The following is a 17,625-nucleotide window of genomic DNA, read 5'->3' on the forward strand; positions in this document are numbered from 1 at the left end:
AGATGGATTATTTTTCGTCCTGGTCATCCATTTTTTTTATTAGTATATCACGTAGATTATCAAGAAATTTTGTTCTGTTTATCTTTCTGCCCCGTAATTCAAGGTAGGTATGATAAAAGTCTCCTAAATCAATATTAAACATACTCTCAAATATTTTTGCGATTACTTTAATATCCGCATTGCCATTATCAAATACACCTTGTAAATGTAGCGCATAGATTAGTTCAATTAATGAGGTTTTACTGCCAGTCCAGTTCAATTCGGATTTATCCGGTGCTTTTTTCTGGTTGTTGTAGAGTTGGCCTTCTAAATAGACCTGTATTAAATCGTTGGCAATAATTTTAGCCACTTTATAATCGTGAGAAGTAACGAAGTTATGGTCTGCTTCAAAATAAAAAGTATCCAGATTTAGTTTAATGTCGTGTTTGCCACGGACAAAATATTTGTGGTCAAGATATGTGCTGTTGGTTCTGTAATATTTATAGAACTCTAAATTACTGTCAAAATATCTTTTGATTTTGGATAGTTCAAACGTGAGATATTTTTTAATTGTCTTTTCCCCGCCATAGGGACGTTTTATTTCGATTTTATAAATCGAATTGTAGTATATCAGTTTTGCAATAAAACGTGGTTTGATATGTTTAAAAAAATGGACTTCTTCTTGCTGACTTTTAAAGCCTTTCATTAAGACATATTTTTTCAATTTTAAAACTTTATTCAAAACAAGTTCGATTACTTTTTCACAGGATGCGAAAGAATTATCTTGGTCTATGGTCAGCTCATTGATTTTGCTATCTAAATCATCAATTTCCTTTTTATAATATCCTGTCATTTAGCTATACTTTTTTTAATAATATCCTATTCAAAGAAGGAATTGCAGCAACTCTGCTTTCAAACAATATTTTTCAGCGACCTACATATAAACTATTTTTACTTTAATCGTCTTATTTTGCTTTAACTCAAAACTTGCTTTTTTGAAGTAAGGTCGGTTGGTCAAGCCTATTGAAGCATAATTTGAAAAGCCAATTCCCTCTTTAGGCAAAACAAATCCTTTGTCAACCTTTCCGTTATTGTTTTCATCGTGTAAAATATTAGCGGCATAATCTCCTTCCGGTAAATTGGAAAATGTGACTTCAGCTTTATCGTTGTTGATGGTTGCTTTCTCCATTTTGAAATAGTTTTTATAATGTTCATCAGGAATGGAACCGTCTTTATTGTACAAAGCAAACTGAACTACACCTTTTGAGTTGCGCAGATTTTCAACTTCAACCGTCAAACTGTATTTTTCTTCTTTGTTATACGAAAATGAAGAGAGCAATTGCAAAGAAAATGCTAAGAATAGAATGAATGTTTGTTTCATTATTAGATGCTTTTTTTAGTAATTTTTGCTTTTAATCCGTCCACTACATCATATACCATTGGTACTAAATAGACCGTCAGCGCCAAAGAAGAAAGCAATCCGCCAATAATTACCCAAGCCAAACCGTTTTTCCATTCGGCTGCTGTTCCGCTTGCCAATGCAATGGGCAACATACCGATAGCCATTGATAGCGTTGTCATTAAAATAGGTCGCATACGCTCTTTACCTGCGGTAATGATGGCTTCTTTGTAATGCTTGCCTTCGGCTTTGAGTTGGTTGGTAAAGTCCACAATTAAAATGGAGTTTTTGGTTACTAATCCCATTAGCATTATCAATCCAAGTAAAGCGAATAGGCTCAAATTGCTCAATGATAAGTTCAAGGCTAAAAATGCTCCGATTGCAGCCAACGGAATAGCAAACAAAGCAACAAAAGGATAAATGAAACTATCGTACAATGCCACCATAATCAGGTAAATCAACAAGAATGAAATCATCAATACCGAACCCAATGCACCGAAACTATCGTTCTGCCTTTTAATATCGCTTCCCCAAGTCATTGAAATGCCATCGGGCAAAGGATTGTTTTTTAGGTGTGCGACCACTTCATCGGCAACCGTTCCCGAAGGTCTGCCCAAAGCATCGGATGTAAGTGTAACTGCCGGTTGCCGGTCTTTTCTTTCTAAAAGGGAAGGTGAATTATCTTTCACAATAGCGGCTATTTGAGCAACTTCAACTGGAACACCCATTGGGTTTACGATATTAAGTTGCTTCACATCATCTTCGTTTTTGCGACTGAATTTATCCAACCAAATTCTTACAGGATATTCTGTTCCGTTTTCGGTTAAAGTAGCATCGTCATTTCCGGTAAAAGCCGTTCGCAAATTCATTCCTACATAAGCCGTGTTCAATCCCAAACGTTGCATTTTGTCTTTGTCGGGAACAACTTTAAATTCAGGGCTTCCTGCTTCTACCGACAATCGGACATTATCTGCTCCAGGGATTTTTTCAATCACTGATTTTAAATCATTGCCTGTTTGCATTACTTGGTTTATATTGCTTCCGCTCAATGTAATTTCTATTGGTGCAGAACGGGGAATTAATCCCAATGCAATCATCGAAAAATTGATACCCGAATAATCTTTCTGTAAATCCGCTCTCAACTTCCGCATAAATGCTTCGGTAGGAATATTTTTAGTTTCCTTTTTTGATTTTAACTGAATGGTAAATTCTGTTTTATTAGCAGAACCCACACCTAAGCTTCCAACGCCTGTACTTGGTCCACCTACATTGCTGAAAAGTGTAGCTACTTCGGGCTGTTCAAGAATAAATTTTTCAATTCTTTCGGAAACCAAATTGTTTTGTTGGATTGAAGTGCTTTTGTCAAATTCCAATGCCAAACGGAATTTCCCCTGGTCGCCAGTTGAAATTAATTCTTTCCCGATAATACCTTGCTTCATCATTGCTGCCGTTCCTACAAAAAGAAGCAAGACAAATCCCGTAAAAATGAGCTTGTGATTTAAAACCCAGTTTAAAGTTCTTCCATACCAGTTGATAAATTCATCTAATTGCCGCTCAAACCACAACAAAAAGCGATTGAAAAAATTGGTTGGCTGTAAATCTTCTTTTTTTCCGATGCGTGAAGCCATCCAGGGCGTGAGCGTAAAACCGACTAACAAACTTGTCAATGTTGAAGTAATCACCACAACCGAAAATTGTTGTAGCATATCCGCAACGAAAACTTGCAGGAATAAAATGGGCAGGAAAACCACCACGTCCACCAGTGTAATAGACAGTGCCGAAAAACCAATTTCCATTCTGCCGTCCATTGCTGCTTTTCGCTTTTCTTTTCCTATATCTAGATGGCGTTGTATGTTTTCCAAAACCACCGTGGCATCGTCCACCAAAATCCCGATGATTAAAGACATTGCAAGCAAAGTCATCAGGTTAAGCGTATAACCCAGCAACCACATCACGGCAAAAGCGGTAATCAGAGAAGTAGGAATTGCGACCAATACAATCAATGAATTTCTAAAACTTCTAAGGAACAAGAGCATTACCAGCGACACCAAAACTACGGCTAAAATCAAGTCGAATACTACTGAATTTACGGCAGCAATGGTGTTGTCGGTACTGTCGTCCGTTACTACAAAATTTACTCCTGCACCGGCATTTTGGTTTTCTATGGATTGGAATTTTTCTCTGATGAGTTTAGAAACGTCTACGGCATTGGCATCGCCTTGTTTCTTAATCATTAAACCTATGCCATTTTTGCCGTTGTAACGACTTACCGAAGTGGTTTCTTTTATTCCGTCCGTTACTTCTGCAATATCCTTTACATAAACAGGACTACCCGGAAAGGGCATTGCGATTTGTACATTTTGAATATCGTTGATCGTGTTGAATTTCCCCACCAAACGCACCGAATTATTTTCCGTATCAGTTTGTAATTTTCCGGCAGGTAAATCAATTCCCGAAAGATTAACGGCTTCTACCACCTGATACAAAGAAATTTTATAGAGCTTCAGTTTCTCTTTGTCTACCTTTATTTGAATTTCCCGTTCTTCTCCGCCTAAAATGGTAATCTCTGCAACCCCTTTTAATTGTTGGATTTGTGGCAGATAATCATCTTTCATTTTTTGGTAAAATTCTGTTGCCTTCAAATTACTTGTTGCACTCACCGACATAATCGGTAAATCGTTGGGAGAAACTTTACTCATCACCGGACTTAAAATATCCTGAGGCAAATCCTTTCGGATATTATCAATGTAGCGTTGGGCATCCTGCATCGTTTTGTCCAAATCTGTTCCGTATTTCAGATTGGCAATGATGATAGAAGCATTGGGCAAAGACTTTGTTACCAAATAATCAACGCCCTCCAAATTGGAAAGAGCATCTTCAATTTTTCGTGAAACGGAAGTTTCCACTTCGTTAGGTTCAGCACCGGGATAAACGGTTCTAATTACCACAACAGGCTGATTAAAATCGGGCATCAGTTCATAACTCAAATTCTTGTAACCGATAATTCCCAAAAGGGCAAATACGCTGAAAAGTACAATTATCAGCGATGGACGTTTGATTGATATTTCTGTAATGTTCATTTTCGCTGATCTTATTTCGTTGTGATATTTGCTCCGTCAAACAAGTTGATAAAGCCATTGGTAACAATGACATCGTTTTCGTTTAATCCGCCTGATATAACGGTTTTATTGCCGATATTTTTTGAAGTGCTAATCGTTTGCAGAGCTGCTTTTCCGTTTTTTACTACATACACCTGTGCTTTTTCTGCATCATCAATAATGGCTGATGAGGGAATAAGAATGCCTATTTCCTGTTTGTTTCCGTCAATGTTTACTTTGCCGAACATTCCGGATTTAATATCTAATTTTTTTGTATTGGCAACCTGAAACTGAACAGGAAAACTATTGCCCATATTGGCTTTGCTACCTATCATTATGAGTTTTCCAGAAAGCGGAATACCAGGAAATACATCTACCGAAATACGGTACTGCTGGTTGATTTGGAAGTGGTATAAATTGGTTTCGGAAACATTTACGGTAAAACGTAAACTGCCAATATCGGTGATTTGCAATAACGGAACTCCGGGTGCTGCAAACCCACCAACTTCATTGAGCTTTGCAGTTACAATACCGTTGAAAGGGGCTTTAATCGTGGTTTTATTTATTTGCTCTTGTAAAGTTGCTTTCTGAACTTTTGCAGATTTTAATCCCAATTGTACTTTTTCCAACTGAACGCCTTGCACCGCATCGGCTTTGGTAAGAATGGTATAACGGTTTACATCATCCTGCAAGCCCTCAATTTGTACTTCAACCGATTGTAGTTGCAGTTTCAACAATTCGTTATCCAACTGAATTAGGGTTTGCCCTTTTGAAACAAAACTGCCCACATCCACCAAAACAGTATTGATTTTACCCTGTGTTTCCGCACTGATTTTTGTTTCCTTATTCGGTTCAAACGTTCCGGTATAAGTACCTGCATCATTAATGTTTTGCAAACGAATGGTGTCCACACTTACGGCAACAGGTTTTTCTTTGTCGTACTGATATACCTTGCTCTCGGTAGTCTTCTTGTTGCTTGCGAGTTTGAATATTACCAATGCGATGATGGCAATTCCTGCTATTATCCAGATTGTCTTTTTCATCTTTACCTATTTTTCTTAATTCGTAATTGATTTTATGGTTCCTGTTACCTTTTTGAGTTCTAAATCTGCTTTCAGATAATCTATAACTGCCGACAGGTAATGTTGCTGTGCCTCACGAAGTGCATTATCCGCCAGTAAAACATCGGTAAGGCTTGCTGTTCCTTGTTTTTGTTGTAAAATGGTTTGCTCGTATATGGATTGGGCTAAATCAATTTGATTTTCGGTATTTATAATCGTGTTTTGGGCAATTGTTTTTTGTCTGGCTGCATTTTCAATTTCCATTTCATTTTTTTCGGAAATCAATTCGGATTGAAGTTCATTGTTGCTGATTTCCAATTTCTTCTGATTGATTTTTCGTTGCGTTACCGTTCCGTTAAACAGTGGATAAGAGAACTGAATACCTGCAAAACTTACCGGGTAAAATTTCAGGAAATCATTCGGGATTTTATCGTAGCCAAAACCTGCTGTGCCATAAGAAGCGATTAAATTCAGAGAGGGCAAAAACCTTGATTGGCTAAGTGTTTTAAGCTCACTATTCAATAATTTATTTTGTGTTTTGATGATTTTAAAATCCAATATATTTTCTGAATTACTTTGTAATGTTGTTTTCTGTTGGATTTGAGAAACTACTGTAATGTTTTGTTCCAATGAAATACCCATATTCAGTTTCAAAGCATTTAAAACTTGTAAGTATTTGCTGTACACATTTTCTCTTTGAGTGCTTAATTGTTCGGCTTGAAGCTTCACCTTGTTCACATCTGTTCCCTTTGCCAAAAGCTGCTCTTTCAACAGCTGCATATTCTGCAATAGTTTACTGGTGTTGACGAGATTACTGTCTACAAAATCTAATTGATGCCGGATAATCTGAGCATTGTAATAAAGTGTTGTGATGTCAAACAAAACCTGCTCTTCCGTTTTTTGGTATTGTAGTTCAGAAAGTTCTTTGGCTATCTGTGTGCTCTGTATCGCTCCGTAAACCTGTGGGTTATACAAAGGCATTGCCAATTGTACATTTGCATTGATGTTGTGCGGAACGCCAAATTGAGCTTCTTTAAATTGCCCTTCGGGAACCTGCGGATTAAAAATATTCATTGGCATTAGTTGTGTGGGCAAATCCATAAAATATTTGTAGTCGGCATTGGCAGTTAGTTTAGGGATTAAACTGGCTTGTGCTTCCTTTTTCCGCTGTTCGCTAATGCTGATATTGTTCCGGTTGATTTGCAGGTTTTTATTGTAAACCTGTGCCGTGTCAATACATTGTTTCAATGTCCAGACTTCCTGTGCCTGAACCGTATTCCACCCGATAAAAATTATCAAGATGAAAATAAGTTTGTGAGTATTCACTAACATGATAGGATAAATTTTTTTTCTTTAGCTGTTATAAATATCGTCTGACTTTATAAAATGGTTTACTGTACAAGCGGCAATGAAAACTACTCGTTCTTTATCATAGTCAATAGCATTTTAAAACGCTCGGTTGCTTTAAGTGAATGAGGCATATTGGCAGGCATAATGATGGACTCGCCTTTCTTCAAATGATACAGGTTCCCATTGATTGTTATTTCAGTTTCACCATCAAGAATTTGAGCAAAGGCATCATACGCTGCCGTATGCTCAGAAAGTCCCTGCTCTTTATCGAACGAAAAAAGCGTAATATTTCCTGCTTTGCTTTTTGTTATCTGTTTGCTGATAACACCTCCCTGCGTATACTCAATTACGTCTTCAAGTGAGAAGACGGTTTCTTTTTCAAATGTTGCCATATTCGTTGTTTTTAGATGATAAAGGTTTAATCTCCTCCAATCATTTTTGATGTAATTCCTTTTTTGTTCGTTAGTTCGGCTGCCACAATTCCGATTAAGTGAAGCACTATAAAAATCGGAAACCAATAAATTCCCCATTTATGAACAACTTCAATATTATCGAGGTAAGCAGAAAATAATTCTTTTTCTATGCAAATTCCTGTAAAGGCAGAAATGAAAACGAACAGGTAAAAATAGACGTATGTAAACCCTTGCAATCGTTCTTTCAGTGGTTGATTACTCTTGAAAGGATAAGGAAAACGAATCCCCCTGGCAAGCATATAAATGATACGGGCTACAAAAGCAAAAATCATTATGTAGGCAAATACTTCGTGCCATTGCCACATAGGTTCCAGAATTGTTTTTGCAATGTCCGTCATTTGCTCTTTGGGTATTGCTGATGTTTTACTTTCAATAACTGCAACAGTGTTATTTTTATTCATCCAGTACATACGGAGAAAGCCGGTAATGAATAAAACGGGCATTGCCAAAGCCATTACCCAGTGTAGTATTCGGTGAAAGCCTGTAAATTTTCGTTGGATTTTCATAGTTTAAAATTTATGTTCTGCAAATGCGATAATATGTCCGTCAGGGTCGGAAAAGTAACAAACGCGATCGCCCCAATCTCTGTCTTCAATCGGACTGATGAGTGTTGCTCCGCTGTTTATAGCATTGTCAAATTCAAGTCCGATATCTTCAACATAAAAATATAGTTCACATCTCGGTATGCCGTTTCCTTGGTCAGGATGTGGCATTTTATCCGAAAGTATTTTTGCAATTCCCTTGTTTGGCATCAATCCCAATTTGCAATTTTCAGCCAGGCGAAATTCAGTCATTCCGGGAACGTTTAAACCCGGATTTTTCCGAAACAGTTCCGTGTAAAATTTGGTACTTACGTTTTGGTCATTTACATAAAGTATGGTTTCTATGAGTTGAATATGCTTCATTTCTTGCTAATTTTCTTTCTAAATTGCATTATCAAAAAACCGGCTATTTAAAATATTGGTGATACATCTCATTGGATTTTTGAAGTTTCAGGACAATTTCTTTCGCTTCGTTTTCATCAGATGAATTTTCTAATTCCTTAACCAGTTCCAAATGCGGATACAGCCATTTGTGCAGTTCATCGTGGCTTTTTCCGTCCATTGTGCAGCTTTTAATCAACTGATTATTTTGGTCTTTAAGCTGGCTGGCAAGTGCTTTGTAATCAGACTGACCGTCCTCAATATAAGCATTTGCCAATTCAGAACCTTTAAGCACAAAGGCTTTCATTTCTTCGTTTACTACCCATTTTTCGCCATTGTTCAACTCCATCATTTCCGAATTTTCATTGCTTTGATGCGCTACGTGGGTTTCTGCTTCTTGGTGCGTATCTGATTTTTCAGCATTGCTATTACAGCTCCATAAAAGGAAACTACTTATTCCTAAAACAATTATTTTTTTCATATCCTAGTTATTTATTTGTTTCGATCATTTTTAAAATTCCTTCCAAAACTGCTTTTCCGTCTTTCATCAAGTTGGACTTATGTCCGGAAATTTTCCATCTTAATATGGTTAGCCGCACTCCACCAATAATGATAGTAGTCAGTGTATTGACATCTATTAGCTTGCTGTATTGTCCAGCTTTTTGTCCCTTCTCAATATTTGCTTTAATGTATTGGTGCATTAAGTCCATTATTTCTATAACCTTATTGCTCAAGCTTCTGTCAAAATGGAAAATGCTTTCTGCAAAAATTACACTAATAACAGCGGGTTTATCAGTAAATGTTTGGAATTGAGAATTAAAAATAGCTTTGAGTTCAACTCCTGCCGTAGCGCACCCCAGTTCAGATAAACGACCAATTCGGACTTTCATTTCAATCATAAAATAATTGAGTAAGCCAAGCAGAATATCATTCTTGCTTTTAAAATGACGGTACAATGCAGGTTCGGATAAACCAATATCAGCCGCCAAATTTTTAATAGTCAGGTTTTGAATACCGTGTCTGTCAATACGAGCTGTTGCCGCTTCAATTATTTCTATTTGTCTGTCCGTGAACTTTTCCATCTCAATTGACTAACTTTTGTTGGTGTTAGTTAGTGTTCGCTAACAAAGGTAAAAATACTTTTTAAACTGGCAATGCTTTTCGGAAAAAATGATTAAAAGCTACTTGTATTCATGTACGGTTTCTGTGTCGTTTTATCTTAACCGTTTCACCCATTTATACACTTCAAACCACAATACGGATACTGCAGCGATACTGGCGGCTATACCTAATTCCCCTGCATTCAATCCGGTTAAGTGAAAGAAATTAGCGAAAGGCTCAACATACAATATGGCAAACAGCATGATTAGGGTTAAGCCACTAACCGCTGCAAACAAAATGTTTCTGTTCTTGAAACTTTCAAACAGACTGTAATGGAACGAGCGGTTCGTCAGACTCAATAAAATATTGGCAAAAATCAAAGTTGTAAAAACCATTGCCCTTGTTTTTTCTTCGCTGCCACCATTCTGAACAGCCCATTGATATGCAAACAATACACCGGCGGTAATCACCAACCCCTGAACGATACTGATGGCAAGCTCTTTCCAGTTCAGGAAAGTGTCTGCCATTCTTCTTGGCTTCTGCAACATGGTATCCTTCTCCATCGGTTCGTTTTCATACACAATGGAACAGGTGGGTCCCATCACCAGTTCCAGAAAGATCACGTGAACAGGTGTGAATATCTGCGGAAATACCCAGCCCAGAAACAAGGGCAGAGAAACCGTAAGGATAATCGGGATATGAATGGAAATGATATACTGTATGGCTTTTTTGATATTGGCATAAATCCTTCTCCCGGATGCAATTCCGGTAATGAGCTTGTCCAAATCATCATTGGTAATCACTAAAGCTGCTGCCGCTTTTGCTATTTCCGTTCCTTTACTGCCCATTGCGACACCGATATGAGCGGCTTTCAAAGCCGGACCGTCGTTTACGCCATCGCCCAGCATTGCCACCACTTCACCTTTCTTTTTCAGTGCGTTCACTACGGCGAGTTTGGCATCGGGGAACATTCTGGTGAACAATACTTTTTCTTCGACTTCCTGCAAGAGCTTTTCTTCCGAATATTCCATAATTTCTTTTCCCTCTACGGCTTCGGCTGTATTTACAATCCCGGCCTGTGCCGCAATGCTCTTTGTTGTATCCGTATTATCGCCCGTAATCACTTTTACTTTTATACCAGCATCGTAAATATGCTGAAAAACGTCCTGAATGTCTTTTTTCGGTGGGTCGTAGAACACCACCAAACCCAGAAAGTCAAACCTGAACTGCTGTTGTTTACCGGGAAAATCATCGCCCTCAAAATTGGATTTTGCTACCCCTAAAACCCGAAAGCCTTGTTGCCCGAAACTTTTGATGAGTTCCTGTACTTTGTTTTTCTCACTTTCTGAAAGCGTGGCAACATTGAGGATAGCTTCCGGCGCTCCTTTCGCCGCAATAATCCGATGCTTTTCTTTATTCTCAAAAAGGTGTGTCATCATTGGTGGCTTCCCATCCAGCGGATATTCGTGAAACATCCGGTAGTCTTTTCTTGCATCATTTTTTTGTGTTTGTTCATACACCTTGTGAAGCGTTTTTTCCATCGGGTCAAAGGGAACAGGCTCGCTGCTCCACATTGCATAATCAATCAGCGTGGAGAGTGCGGTATCACCAAAATCTTTCTCACCGAAAATTTTATCCGACTGATAATCGTAAAGGTGCTTCAGGTGCATCGTGTTTTCGGTAATGGTTCCGGTTTTATCGGTGCAGATAACCGTTGTGCTGCCCAGAGTTTCCACAATGCTGCTTCGTTTGACGATGATACCCTCACGCATCAGCTTCCATGCACCCAATGCCATAAACGTAGTAAATGCTACCGGGATTTCTTCAGGCAAAACGGACATAGCCATCGTAAGTCCGACCAGCAGACTTTCGATAACATTATCAGTTTGTATGTAACTGAATATCCAAACCATTAGAAAGACGATGATGCCAGCCACCGCCATCCATTTTACAAATTTGGTAATCTGGATTTGCAATGGAGAACGCTCTTCTTTGATGTCCTGAATGGATCGACCGATTTTGCCTAACTGTGTTTCTGCACCAATTTTTTCTACTTCAAAAACTGCCAGTCCCGATACTGCTAAGGTTCCGCTGTATACCTTATTATCTTCGATTTCACTGCTTTTGAATACCGATAAACTCTCGCCGGTCAAAGAGGCTTCATTGACGGAAAAATCGTTGCTGTGCACAATCTTTCCGTCTGCGTTAATCATTTTTCCTTCTTCGGTAATGCAGAGGTCGCCAACCGCAATTTCGTTTGTCGGGATTTCAACAACCTGTGCATTACGGATAACCTTACTCAAAGGCTCATTCAGTTTTTCCAAAGCTTCCAGCGCTTTTTTGCTCCGGGTATCCTGATATAATGAAATAGCCGAAACCGCAACGATTGCCAAAAACATAAACAAGGCTTCTCCATAATCGCCTGTGATGAGATAGATGGCTGAAATGGCAAAGAGCAATATCAGCATTGGTTCTTTCAGGATATTGATAAGCAATTCCAGCCCGCTATTTTTATGGGCAATGTCTATCAGGTTGTAGCCGTACTTCTTTTTTGAAGCGGCTACTTCGTTATCGTTGAGACCTTTCAGATGGTCGGGTATATTATAGGACATAAATAATCAGTGTAAATTTTTAAAATTACCGAATTTTTCTATTCGGTTTGATGCTATCCGCCTATTTAGAAGATTTTTAAAGAGGGCTATTCATAACTAAAATATTTTGATGATGCCTAAACCTATTTGTTTTGATTGGCTCACTTTATTATTCCTCCGCTTTATTTTTTAATGCCATCAACAAAGTATAAGCTCCCTTTTGTGCAATGTTTTTATTGTTTAATTGATCGCCGTCGATGATTTCTATCCAGCCATTGCCTGTATTACCGGTTTTTACGGTTATTATTCTGAACTTGTTTTTATCCAGCATTTCAAACACATACTGTTTGCCTTCAAATGACACGATGCTTTCTTCAGGAAGTGCCCATGTTCTACTTTCCGGGATTTCTATCTCGGCATTCATATACATTCCTGGTATCAGCTTGCCGTCATTTTCTTTGAAATGGGCGTGAACTTCAACAGCTCTGTCAGTCGAGATATTTTTACCAATCAGAATGATTTCGCCTTTATACTTTTTTTCCGAATTACTGTTTGTATAAGCCAGTAGCGGTTGTCCTATTTTGATTTTATCCCAGTCTTTTTCAAATATTTTTAAATTGAGATGCAAATCATTGGGATTTACCAGCTCAAACAGCACATCGGATGGTGAAACATATTTGCCGACATTCACAAAAACCTGCGATACAAATCCGTCAAAAGGAGCGTAGATATTGGCGGTTTGACGAATATTGCTAACTGAAACCTGTTCGGGATTGATGTGGATGAGTTTTAATTTTTGTTCCAATGAACGCTGACTGATTTGCAAAGTCTGATAATCGGCTTTAGCTTGCAGGTACGCTTTATCGCTACTGGCTTTGCTTTGGTTCAGGTCTTTTTGACGAAGGTATTCCGCTTCTGCATTTGCCAATTGTGCCTTTGCCGTTAAGTAATCCTGCTGCAACTGAATGAATTGGTTGTCTTCCATTACGGCAATTACTTCTCCTTTTCTGAAGTGCATTCCGGGCAATAGTTTGGTTGATTTTACATATCCGCCTAATGCACTGCTTACTGATGCTAAGTTTTGGGGTGGCACATCAATTTTTCCGTTCAATTTTAGGTTTTTTGTAATGTTTTTTTCTTGCAAACCCACGGACGAAAGTGTGAATGATTTCAGTTGTTCGTCAGAAAGTTGCAGGATATTTTCCGTATCTGACGATGCGGTTTCTGCGGGTGTGTTTTCCTTATTTCCGCAGCTTAGTAAAGTGAGGAAAGCGAAGATGATGACTATATTTTTCATTGTCTTTTTTTATTTTGAAATAAGATATTGAATGTTGATAATACTTTGGTTGAGTTGCATCACGGCATTATAATAATCACTCTGAATTTGAATTGCCTGATTATTCAACATCACCCAATCCAGATAATTGATTTCGCCATTAACAAATTGCTGTTGAGCTGTTTTGAATATCTGTTCTGCACCAGGCAATTGTTTTTGTTTGTAGGTTTCTACTATGCCCAATTGTGTTTTAAACTGCTGCAAAGCGGCATCATAAGCAGTTTTCCACTGTGCTTTTTTGTAAGCCAATTCATTTTCGACATAGCTTATTTTCAGTTCCTCTGCTTTGATTTGAGCTTTTTGAGCTTTAGAGAAAATCGGAATACCAATACCTACTTCCACCGAATTGAAACGGTTTTTATTCAAATCATTAAAACTTTGGTTAAAATACCCAATAGACAAATTCGGCAGGAGTTTTGATTTTTCCAGTTGCACACTTGCTTTGGCTTTTTCAATTTCTTGAGCAGACAATTGTAATGCAGGATGACTGTTCACATCAACAACTGCATCAAACATAATCGCTTCAATAATGATAGTATCGGCAATTGGTTCGTAGCGAGTTTCAGTATTTACCATTAATTGCAATTGGATTTTAGCCAACTCCATTTCGTTTACCAAGGATTTTAATTGAATATTGATGTTTTCCCGTTGCAATTCGGCAGCTGTTTTTTCCAGCATATTACTTGCTCCTTTTTCAAACCGAAGATTGGCTTTTTCCAAAAATTGGGCATACATTCTATCCGATTGGTTCAGTATTTTTTCTCTTTCACGCAAAACCAAAATATGATAAAATAATTCGGTAACGGTTTTTTGAATATCCACCCGATTCAATTTTGTGGCAATGATGCTGGAATTCCATTCCTCTTTTAAAACTTTTTTCTGATTGGTGTAAACTGTCGGAAAACTAAACGATTGAGATGCCCCGAATTTATTATCGGACGTTGCAGTGTTAATCTGCCCAAATTCTGCTGTAACAGAAGTTTGCGGAATGTTAGCACCCGTTGAAATCCGCTTTTGATAATATTCGGATAACAAGGTTTTGCTCTTTGCCGAGAGGTTGTTTTCAGTTGCCATTTTCACTGCTTCATCCAACGTAATATTTTGAGCAAATGCAGTAATATTGAAGAAAAGAAAAACAATAACACTTGCACTTTTCTTATTAAATTTCAATTTAGGAAAATTCATTTTATCGAATACGATGTATAAAATAGGCAAAACGAACAGTGTCAAAAGAGTAGCAATTAGCAAGCCTCCAATAACAACCGTTGCCAAAGGTCGTTGTACTTCGGCACCCGCCCCATTGCTAAGTGCCATAGGCAAAAAGCCTAAGGAAGCCACAGCTGCCGTCATCAATACGGGCCGAAGTCTTGTACGTGTTCCGTTAAGTACAATTTTATTTAGGTTGATTTCACCAGATTGTCGCAATCGGTTAAATTCGGCAATCAGGACAATACCATTTAAAACTGCCACGCCAAATAAAGCGATAAAACCGATTCCTGCACTAATACTAAATGGCATTCCACGCAACGCCAGAAAAAAAATGCCACCAATAGCCGAAAGTGGAATGGCACTGTAAATAATTAAACTTTGCTTAATAGAGTGGAAAGCAAAATACAATAAAATAAAAATCAAGAGCAACGATACCGGAACAGCTATCATCAAGCGGTCTTTTGCTTTATTGAGATTTTCAAATGCACCTCCGTAGGTTACATAATACCCCGGTGAAAATTTTAATTTTTTCTCTGCTTTGATGTGCAATTCATTTACAATACTTTGCACATCACGGCCACGCACATTGAAACCTACAACAATCCTTCTTTTAGCATCCTCACGCTGAATCTGAACCGGTCCGTCTTGTATCGATACCTCGGCTAATTGATACAAAGGAATTTGGGTGCCGTTGGGTGCAGGAATCAGCAGATTACGAATGTCATCCAAATTTTCCCGTTGCTTTTCATCCAACTTTACCACGAGATCAAATCGCCTTTCGCCTTCATATATCTTTCCGGTACTTTGCCCTGCAAAAGCCGTATTTACGACTTTATTAATCGCTGTAATATTCAAGTTGTACTGTGCTATATTTGCCCTGTTGTATTTTATAACAACCTGTGGCATTCCTGTAATGGGTTCTATGTATAAATCCTGTGCACCATCTACCGTTTTTATGATTTCGCCAAATTGATGGGCATAGTTAGCTAAACTGTCGAGATCTTCGCCAAAAATTTTGCAAACTACATCTTGTCTGGCTCCAGTCATCAACTCATTGAAACGCATTTGTACCGGAAACTGAAAACCGGTACTGATACCAGAAACAGCTTCTAATGATTTACTCATTTTTTCAGCTAATTCGGGAAAGGTTTTAGCAGAAGTCCACTCTTTCTTGTCTTTCAAAATCACCATCATATCACTGGCTTCCATGGGCATGGGGTCGGTGGGTACTTCTCCACTACCTATTTTGGTAACCACCATTTCTACTTCAGGATATTTCGCTTTGAGGATATGAGCTGCTTTCTGTGTATAATCAATGGTGGTTTGCAAGTTGCTTCCCGTCAAAACCCTTGTGTCCACAGCGAAATCACCTTCCTCCAACGCCGGAATAAATTCACCTCCCAAATTGGACAGTATAAAAACAGCTATCGCAAAAAGTGTAACAACTCCAGAAATAACCATTTTGGGAAATCGCAATACTTTTGTGAGTGCATCATGATGCAGACGCTCTAAACGGTTCATTATTTTATCGGAAAAATTGGGTTTATGCTTTGTGTTTTTACTCAACACTAACGAACTCATCATCGGGATATAGGTCAGCGAAAGAATAAATGCTCCTATCAACGCAAATGCAACGGTTTGCGCCATTGGTTTAAACATTTTTCCTTCTATACCTTCCAAAGTGAAAATAGGTAGATAAACAATTAAAATGATGAGTTGACCAAACACAGCACTATTGACCATTTTGCTTGCCGAAGTGCTGACTTGTTCATTCATTTGATTTTGGGTAATTCTATTGACGATGGTAAATTTTTTCGAGTGATGCAATTGATACAAAACCGCTTCAACAATGATAACCGCTCCGTCCACAATCAGTCCAAAATCCAAAGCCCCTAAGCTCATCAAATTACCGCTTACCCCAAAAATATTCATCATAATGATGGCAAAAAGCATTGCCAACGGAATGACAGAAGCAACCAATAATCCTGCTCTGAAATTACCAAGAAACAAAACCAGAACCAAGACCACAATCAAAGCTCCTTCTGCAAGATTTTTTTCGATAGTGCCGATCGCATTATTGACCATCTTGGTACGGTCTAAAAACGGTTCTAATACAACGCCTTTCGGTAATGTTTTTTGGATCGTTTTAATGCGCTCCTTTACATTTTTGATAACCTCGTTACTGTTGGCTCCTTTGAGCATCATTACGATAGCACCCGACACTTCCCCTTGGTCATTGTAAGTCATTGCTCCATAGCGGGTAGCGTAACCTGTTTTTACTTCTGCAACTTCTCTCAAGAAAATGGGTATTCCACCAGTAGTTGAGGTTATGGAAATGTTTTCGATGTCTTCTTTATTTCCGATCAATCCTTCGCTGCGGATATAGAGAACAGTTGGTCCTTTTTCTATGTAAGCACCTCCAGTATTCTGATTGTTATTTTCCAGTGCAGAAAACACATCATTTATAGTCAAATTCAGGGACTGCAGCTTATTGGAATTGACAGCTATTTCATACTGCTTTAATTTCCCTCCAAAACTACTTACTTCCGCTACGCCCTTTACGCCTAATAATTGCCTCCGTACAATCCAGTCTTGAATACTCCGTAATTCGGTTGCATCGTACTGATCTTCATAACCCTTTTCCGGGCGAATGACATACTGGTAAATCTCTCCTAATCCAGTTGAAATAGGACCTAATTCCGGCACTCCAACACCATCTGGAATCTCATTTTGAACGTTTTGAAGTCGCTCTGCAACTTGCTGTCTCGCCCAATACACATCGATATCGTCGTCAAAAACAATGGTAACCAATGACAATCCGAAACGAGAAAAACTTCTGATTTCCGTAATACCATTAATATTGCTGTTAGCTTGCTCAATGGGGAAAGTAACCAGACGTTCAATGTCTGTGGCGCCTAAAGAAGGTGCAACCGTGATAACCTGTACCTGATTGTTGGTAATATCCGGTTGTGCATCAATGGGCAATTTAGTGGCTTCGTAAATACCAAAGCCAACCAAGGCTACGATAAATAGCCCGATAATGAGTTTATTCCGAATGGAAAACTCAATGATTTTATGTAACATACTATTTGATTCTGATAATAA

At 38.3% G+C, this 17,625-nt stretch carries 13 protein-coding genes; all 13 read right to left on the minus strand.

Features of this window, described 5'->3' with window-relative positions:
* Positions 1-7: 7 nt before the first annotated feature.
* The 13 genes from ACHRVL_RS09170 to ACHRVL_RS09230 all read right to left on the minus strand — a co-directional run bounded on the left by ACHRVL_RS09170 (position 8) and on the right by ACHRVL_RS09230 (position 17,604).
* Entirely contained in the window at positions 8-832 is an 825-nt protein-coding gene (locus ACHRVL_RS09170; protein ID WP_395412040.1) for an RteC domain-containing protein, read from the minus strand.
* Positions 833-913: 81 nt separating this feature from the next.
* Entirely contained in the window at positions 914-1,360 is a 447-nt protein-coding gene (locus ACHRVL_RS09175) for a DUF2141 domain-containing protein (RefSeq protein ID WP_395412043.1), read from the minus strand.
* A gap of 2 nt (positions 1,361-1,362) precedes the next feature.
* A complete protein-coding gene (locus tag ACHRVL_RS09180) occupies positions 1,363-4,458 on the minus strand; it encodes an efflux RND transporter permease subunit (RefSeq protein ID WP_395412044.1) in 3,096 nt (1,031 codons plus the stop codon).
* An 11-nt stretch (positions 4,459-4,469) separates the two neighbouring features.
* Complete coding sequence (locus tag ACHRVL_RS09185) at positions 4,470-5,519, minus strand: efflux RND transporter periplasmic adaptor subunit (RefSeq protein WP_395412046.1); 1,050 nt, start codon at positions 5,517-5,519, stop codon at positions 4,470-4,472.
* A 15-nt stretch (positions 5,520-5,534) separates the two neighbouring features.
* The gene (locus ACHRVL_RS09190) at positions 5,535-6,869 is read right to left on the minus strand and encodes a TolC family protein (RefSeq protein ID WP_395412048.1); all 1,335 of its coding nucleotides are present in this window, start codon (positions 6,867-6,869) and stop codon (positions 5,535-5,537) included.
* An 83-nt stretch (positions 6,870-6,952) separates the two neighbouring features.
* Complete coding sequence (locus ACHRVL_RS09195) at positions 6,953-7,279, minus strand: cupin domain-containing protein (RefSeq protein WP_395412050.1); 327 nt, start codon at positions 7,277-7,279, stop codon at positions 6,953-6,955.
* A gap of 26 nt (positions 7,280-7,305) precedes the next feature.
* Positions 7,306-7,866: a cytochrome b/b6 domain-containing protein gene (locus tag ACHRVL_RS09200; protein WP_395412052.1), complete on the minus strand. Its 561-nt coding sequence runs from the start codon at positions 7,864-7,866 to the stop codon at positions 7,306-7,308.
* A 3-nt stretch (positions 7,867-7,869) separates the two neighbouring features.
* Positions 7,870-8,265, minus strand: a complete 396-nt coding sequence (locus ACHRVL_RS09205) for a VOC family protein (protein ID WP_395412053.1) — start codon at positions 8,263-8,265, stop codon at positions 7,870-7,872.
* 43 nt (positions 8,266-8,308) lie between these two features.
* Positions 8,309-8,764 (minus strand): hypothetical protein, encoded by a 456-nt coding sequence (locus ACHRVL_RS09210; protein ID WP_395412055.1) that lies wholly within the window; start codon positions 8,762-8,764, stop codon positions 8,309-8,311.
* A 7-nt stretch (positions 8,765-8,771) separates the two neighbouring features.
* Positions 8,772-9,365 carry a TetR/AcrR family transcriptional regulator gene (locus tag ACHRVL_RS09215; RefSeq protein ID WP_395412057.1) on the minus strand — a complete coding sequence of 198 codons (594 nt, stop codon included), beginning with the start codon at positions 9,363-9,365 and terminating at the stop codon, positions 8,772-8,774.
* Between the two features lie 132 nt (positions 9,366-9,497).
* A complete protein-coding gene (locus ACHRVL_RS09220) occupies positions 9,498-11,996 on the minus strand; it encodes a cation-translocating P-type ATPase (protein WP_395412058.1) in 2,499 nt (832 codons plus the stop codon).
* Positions 11,997-12,144: 148 nt separating this feature from the next.
* Positions 12,145-13,272, minus strand: coding sequence for an efflux RND transporter periplasmic adaptor subunit (locus tag ACHRVL_RS09225; protein WP_395412060.1), 1,128 nt, complete (start codon positions 13,270-13,272; stop codon positions 12,145-12,147).
* Positions 13,273-13,281: 9 nt separating this feature from the next.
* Positions 13,282-17,604, minus strand: a complete 4,323-nt coding sequence (locus tag ACHRVL_RS09230) for a CusA/CzcA family heavy metal efflux RND transporter (protein WP_395412062.1) — start codon at positions 17,602-17,604, stop codon at positions 13,282-13,284.
* Positions 17,605-17,625: the final 21 nt, after the last annotated feature.

Origin of the sequence: Flavobacterium sp. FlaQc-28 (assembly GCF_044007415.1) — a bacterium.
Lineage (GTDB): Bacteria > Bacteroidota > Bacteroidia > Flavobacteriales > Flavobacteriaceae > Flavobacterium.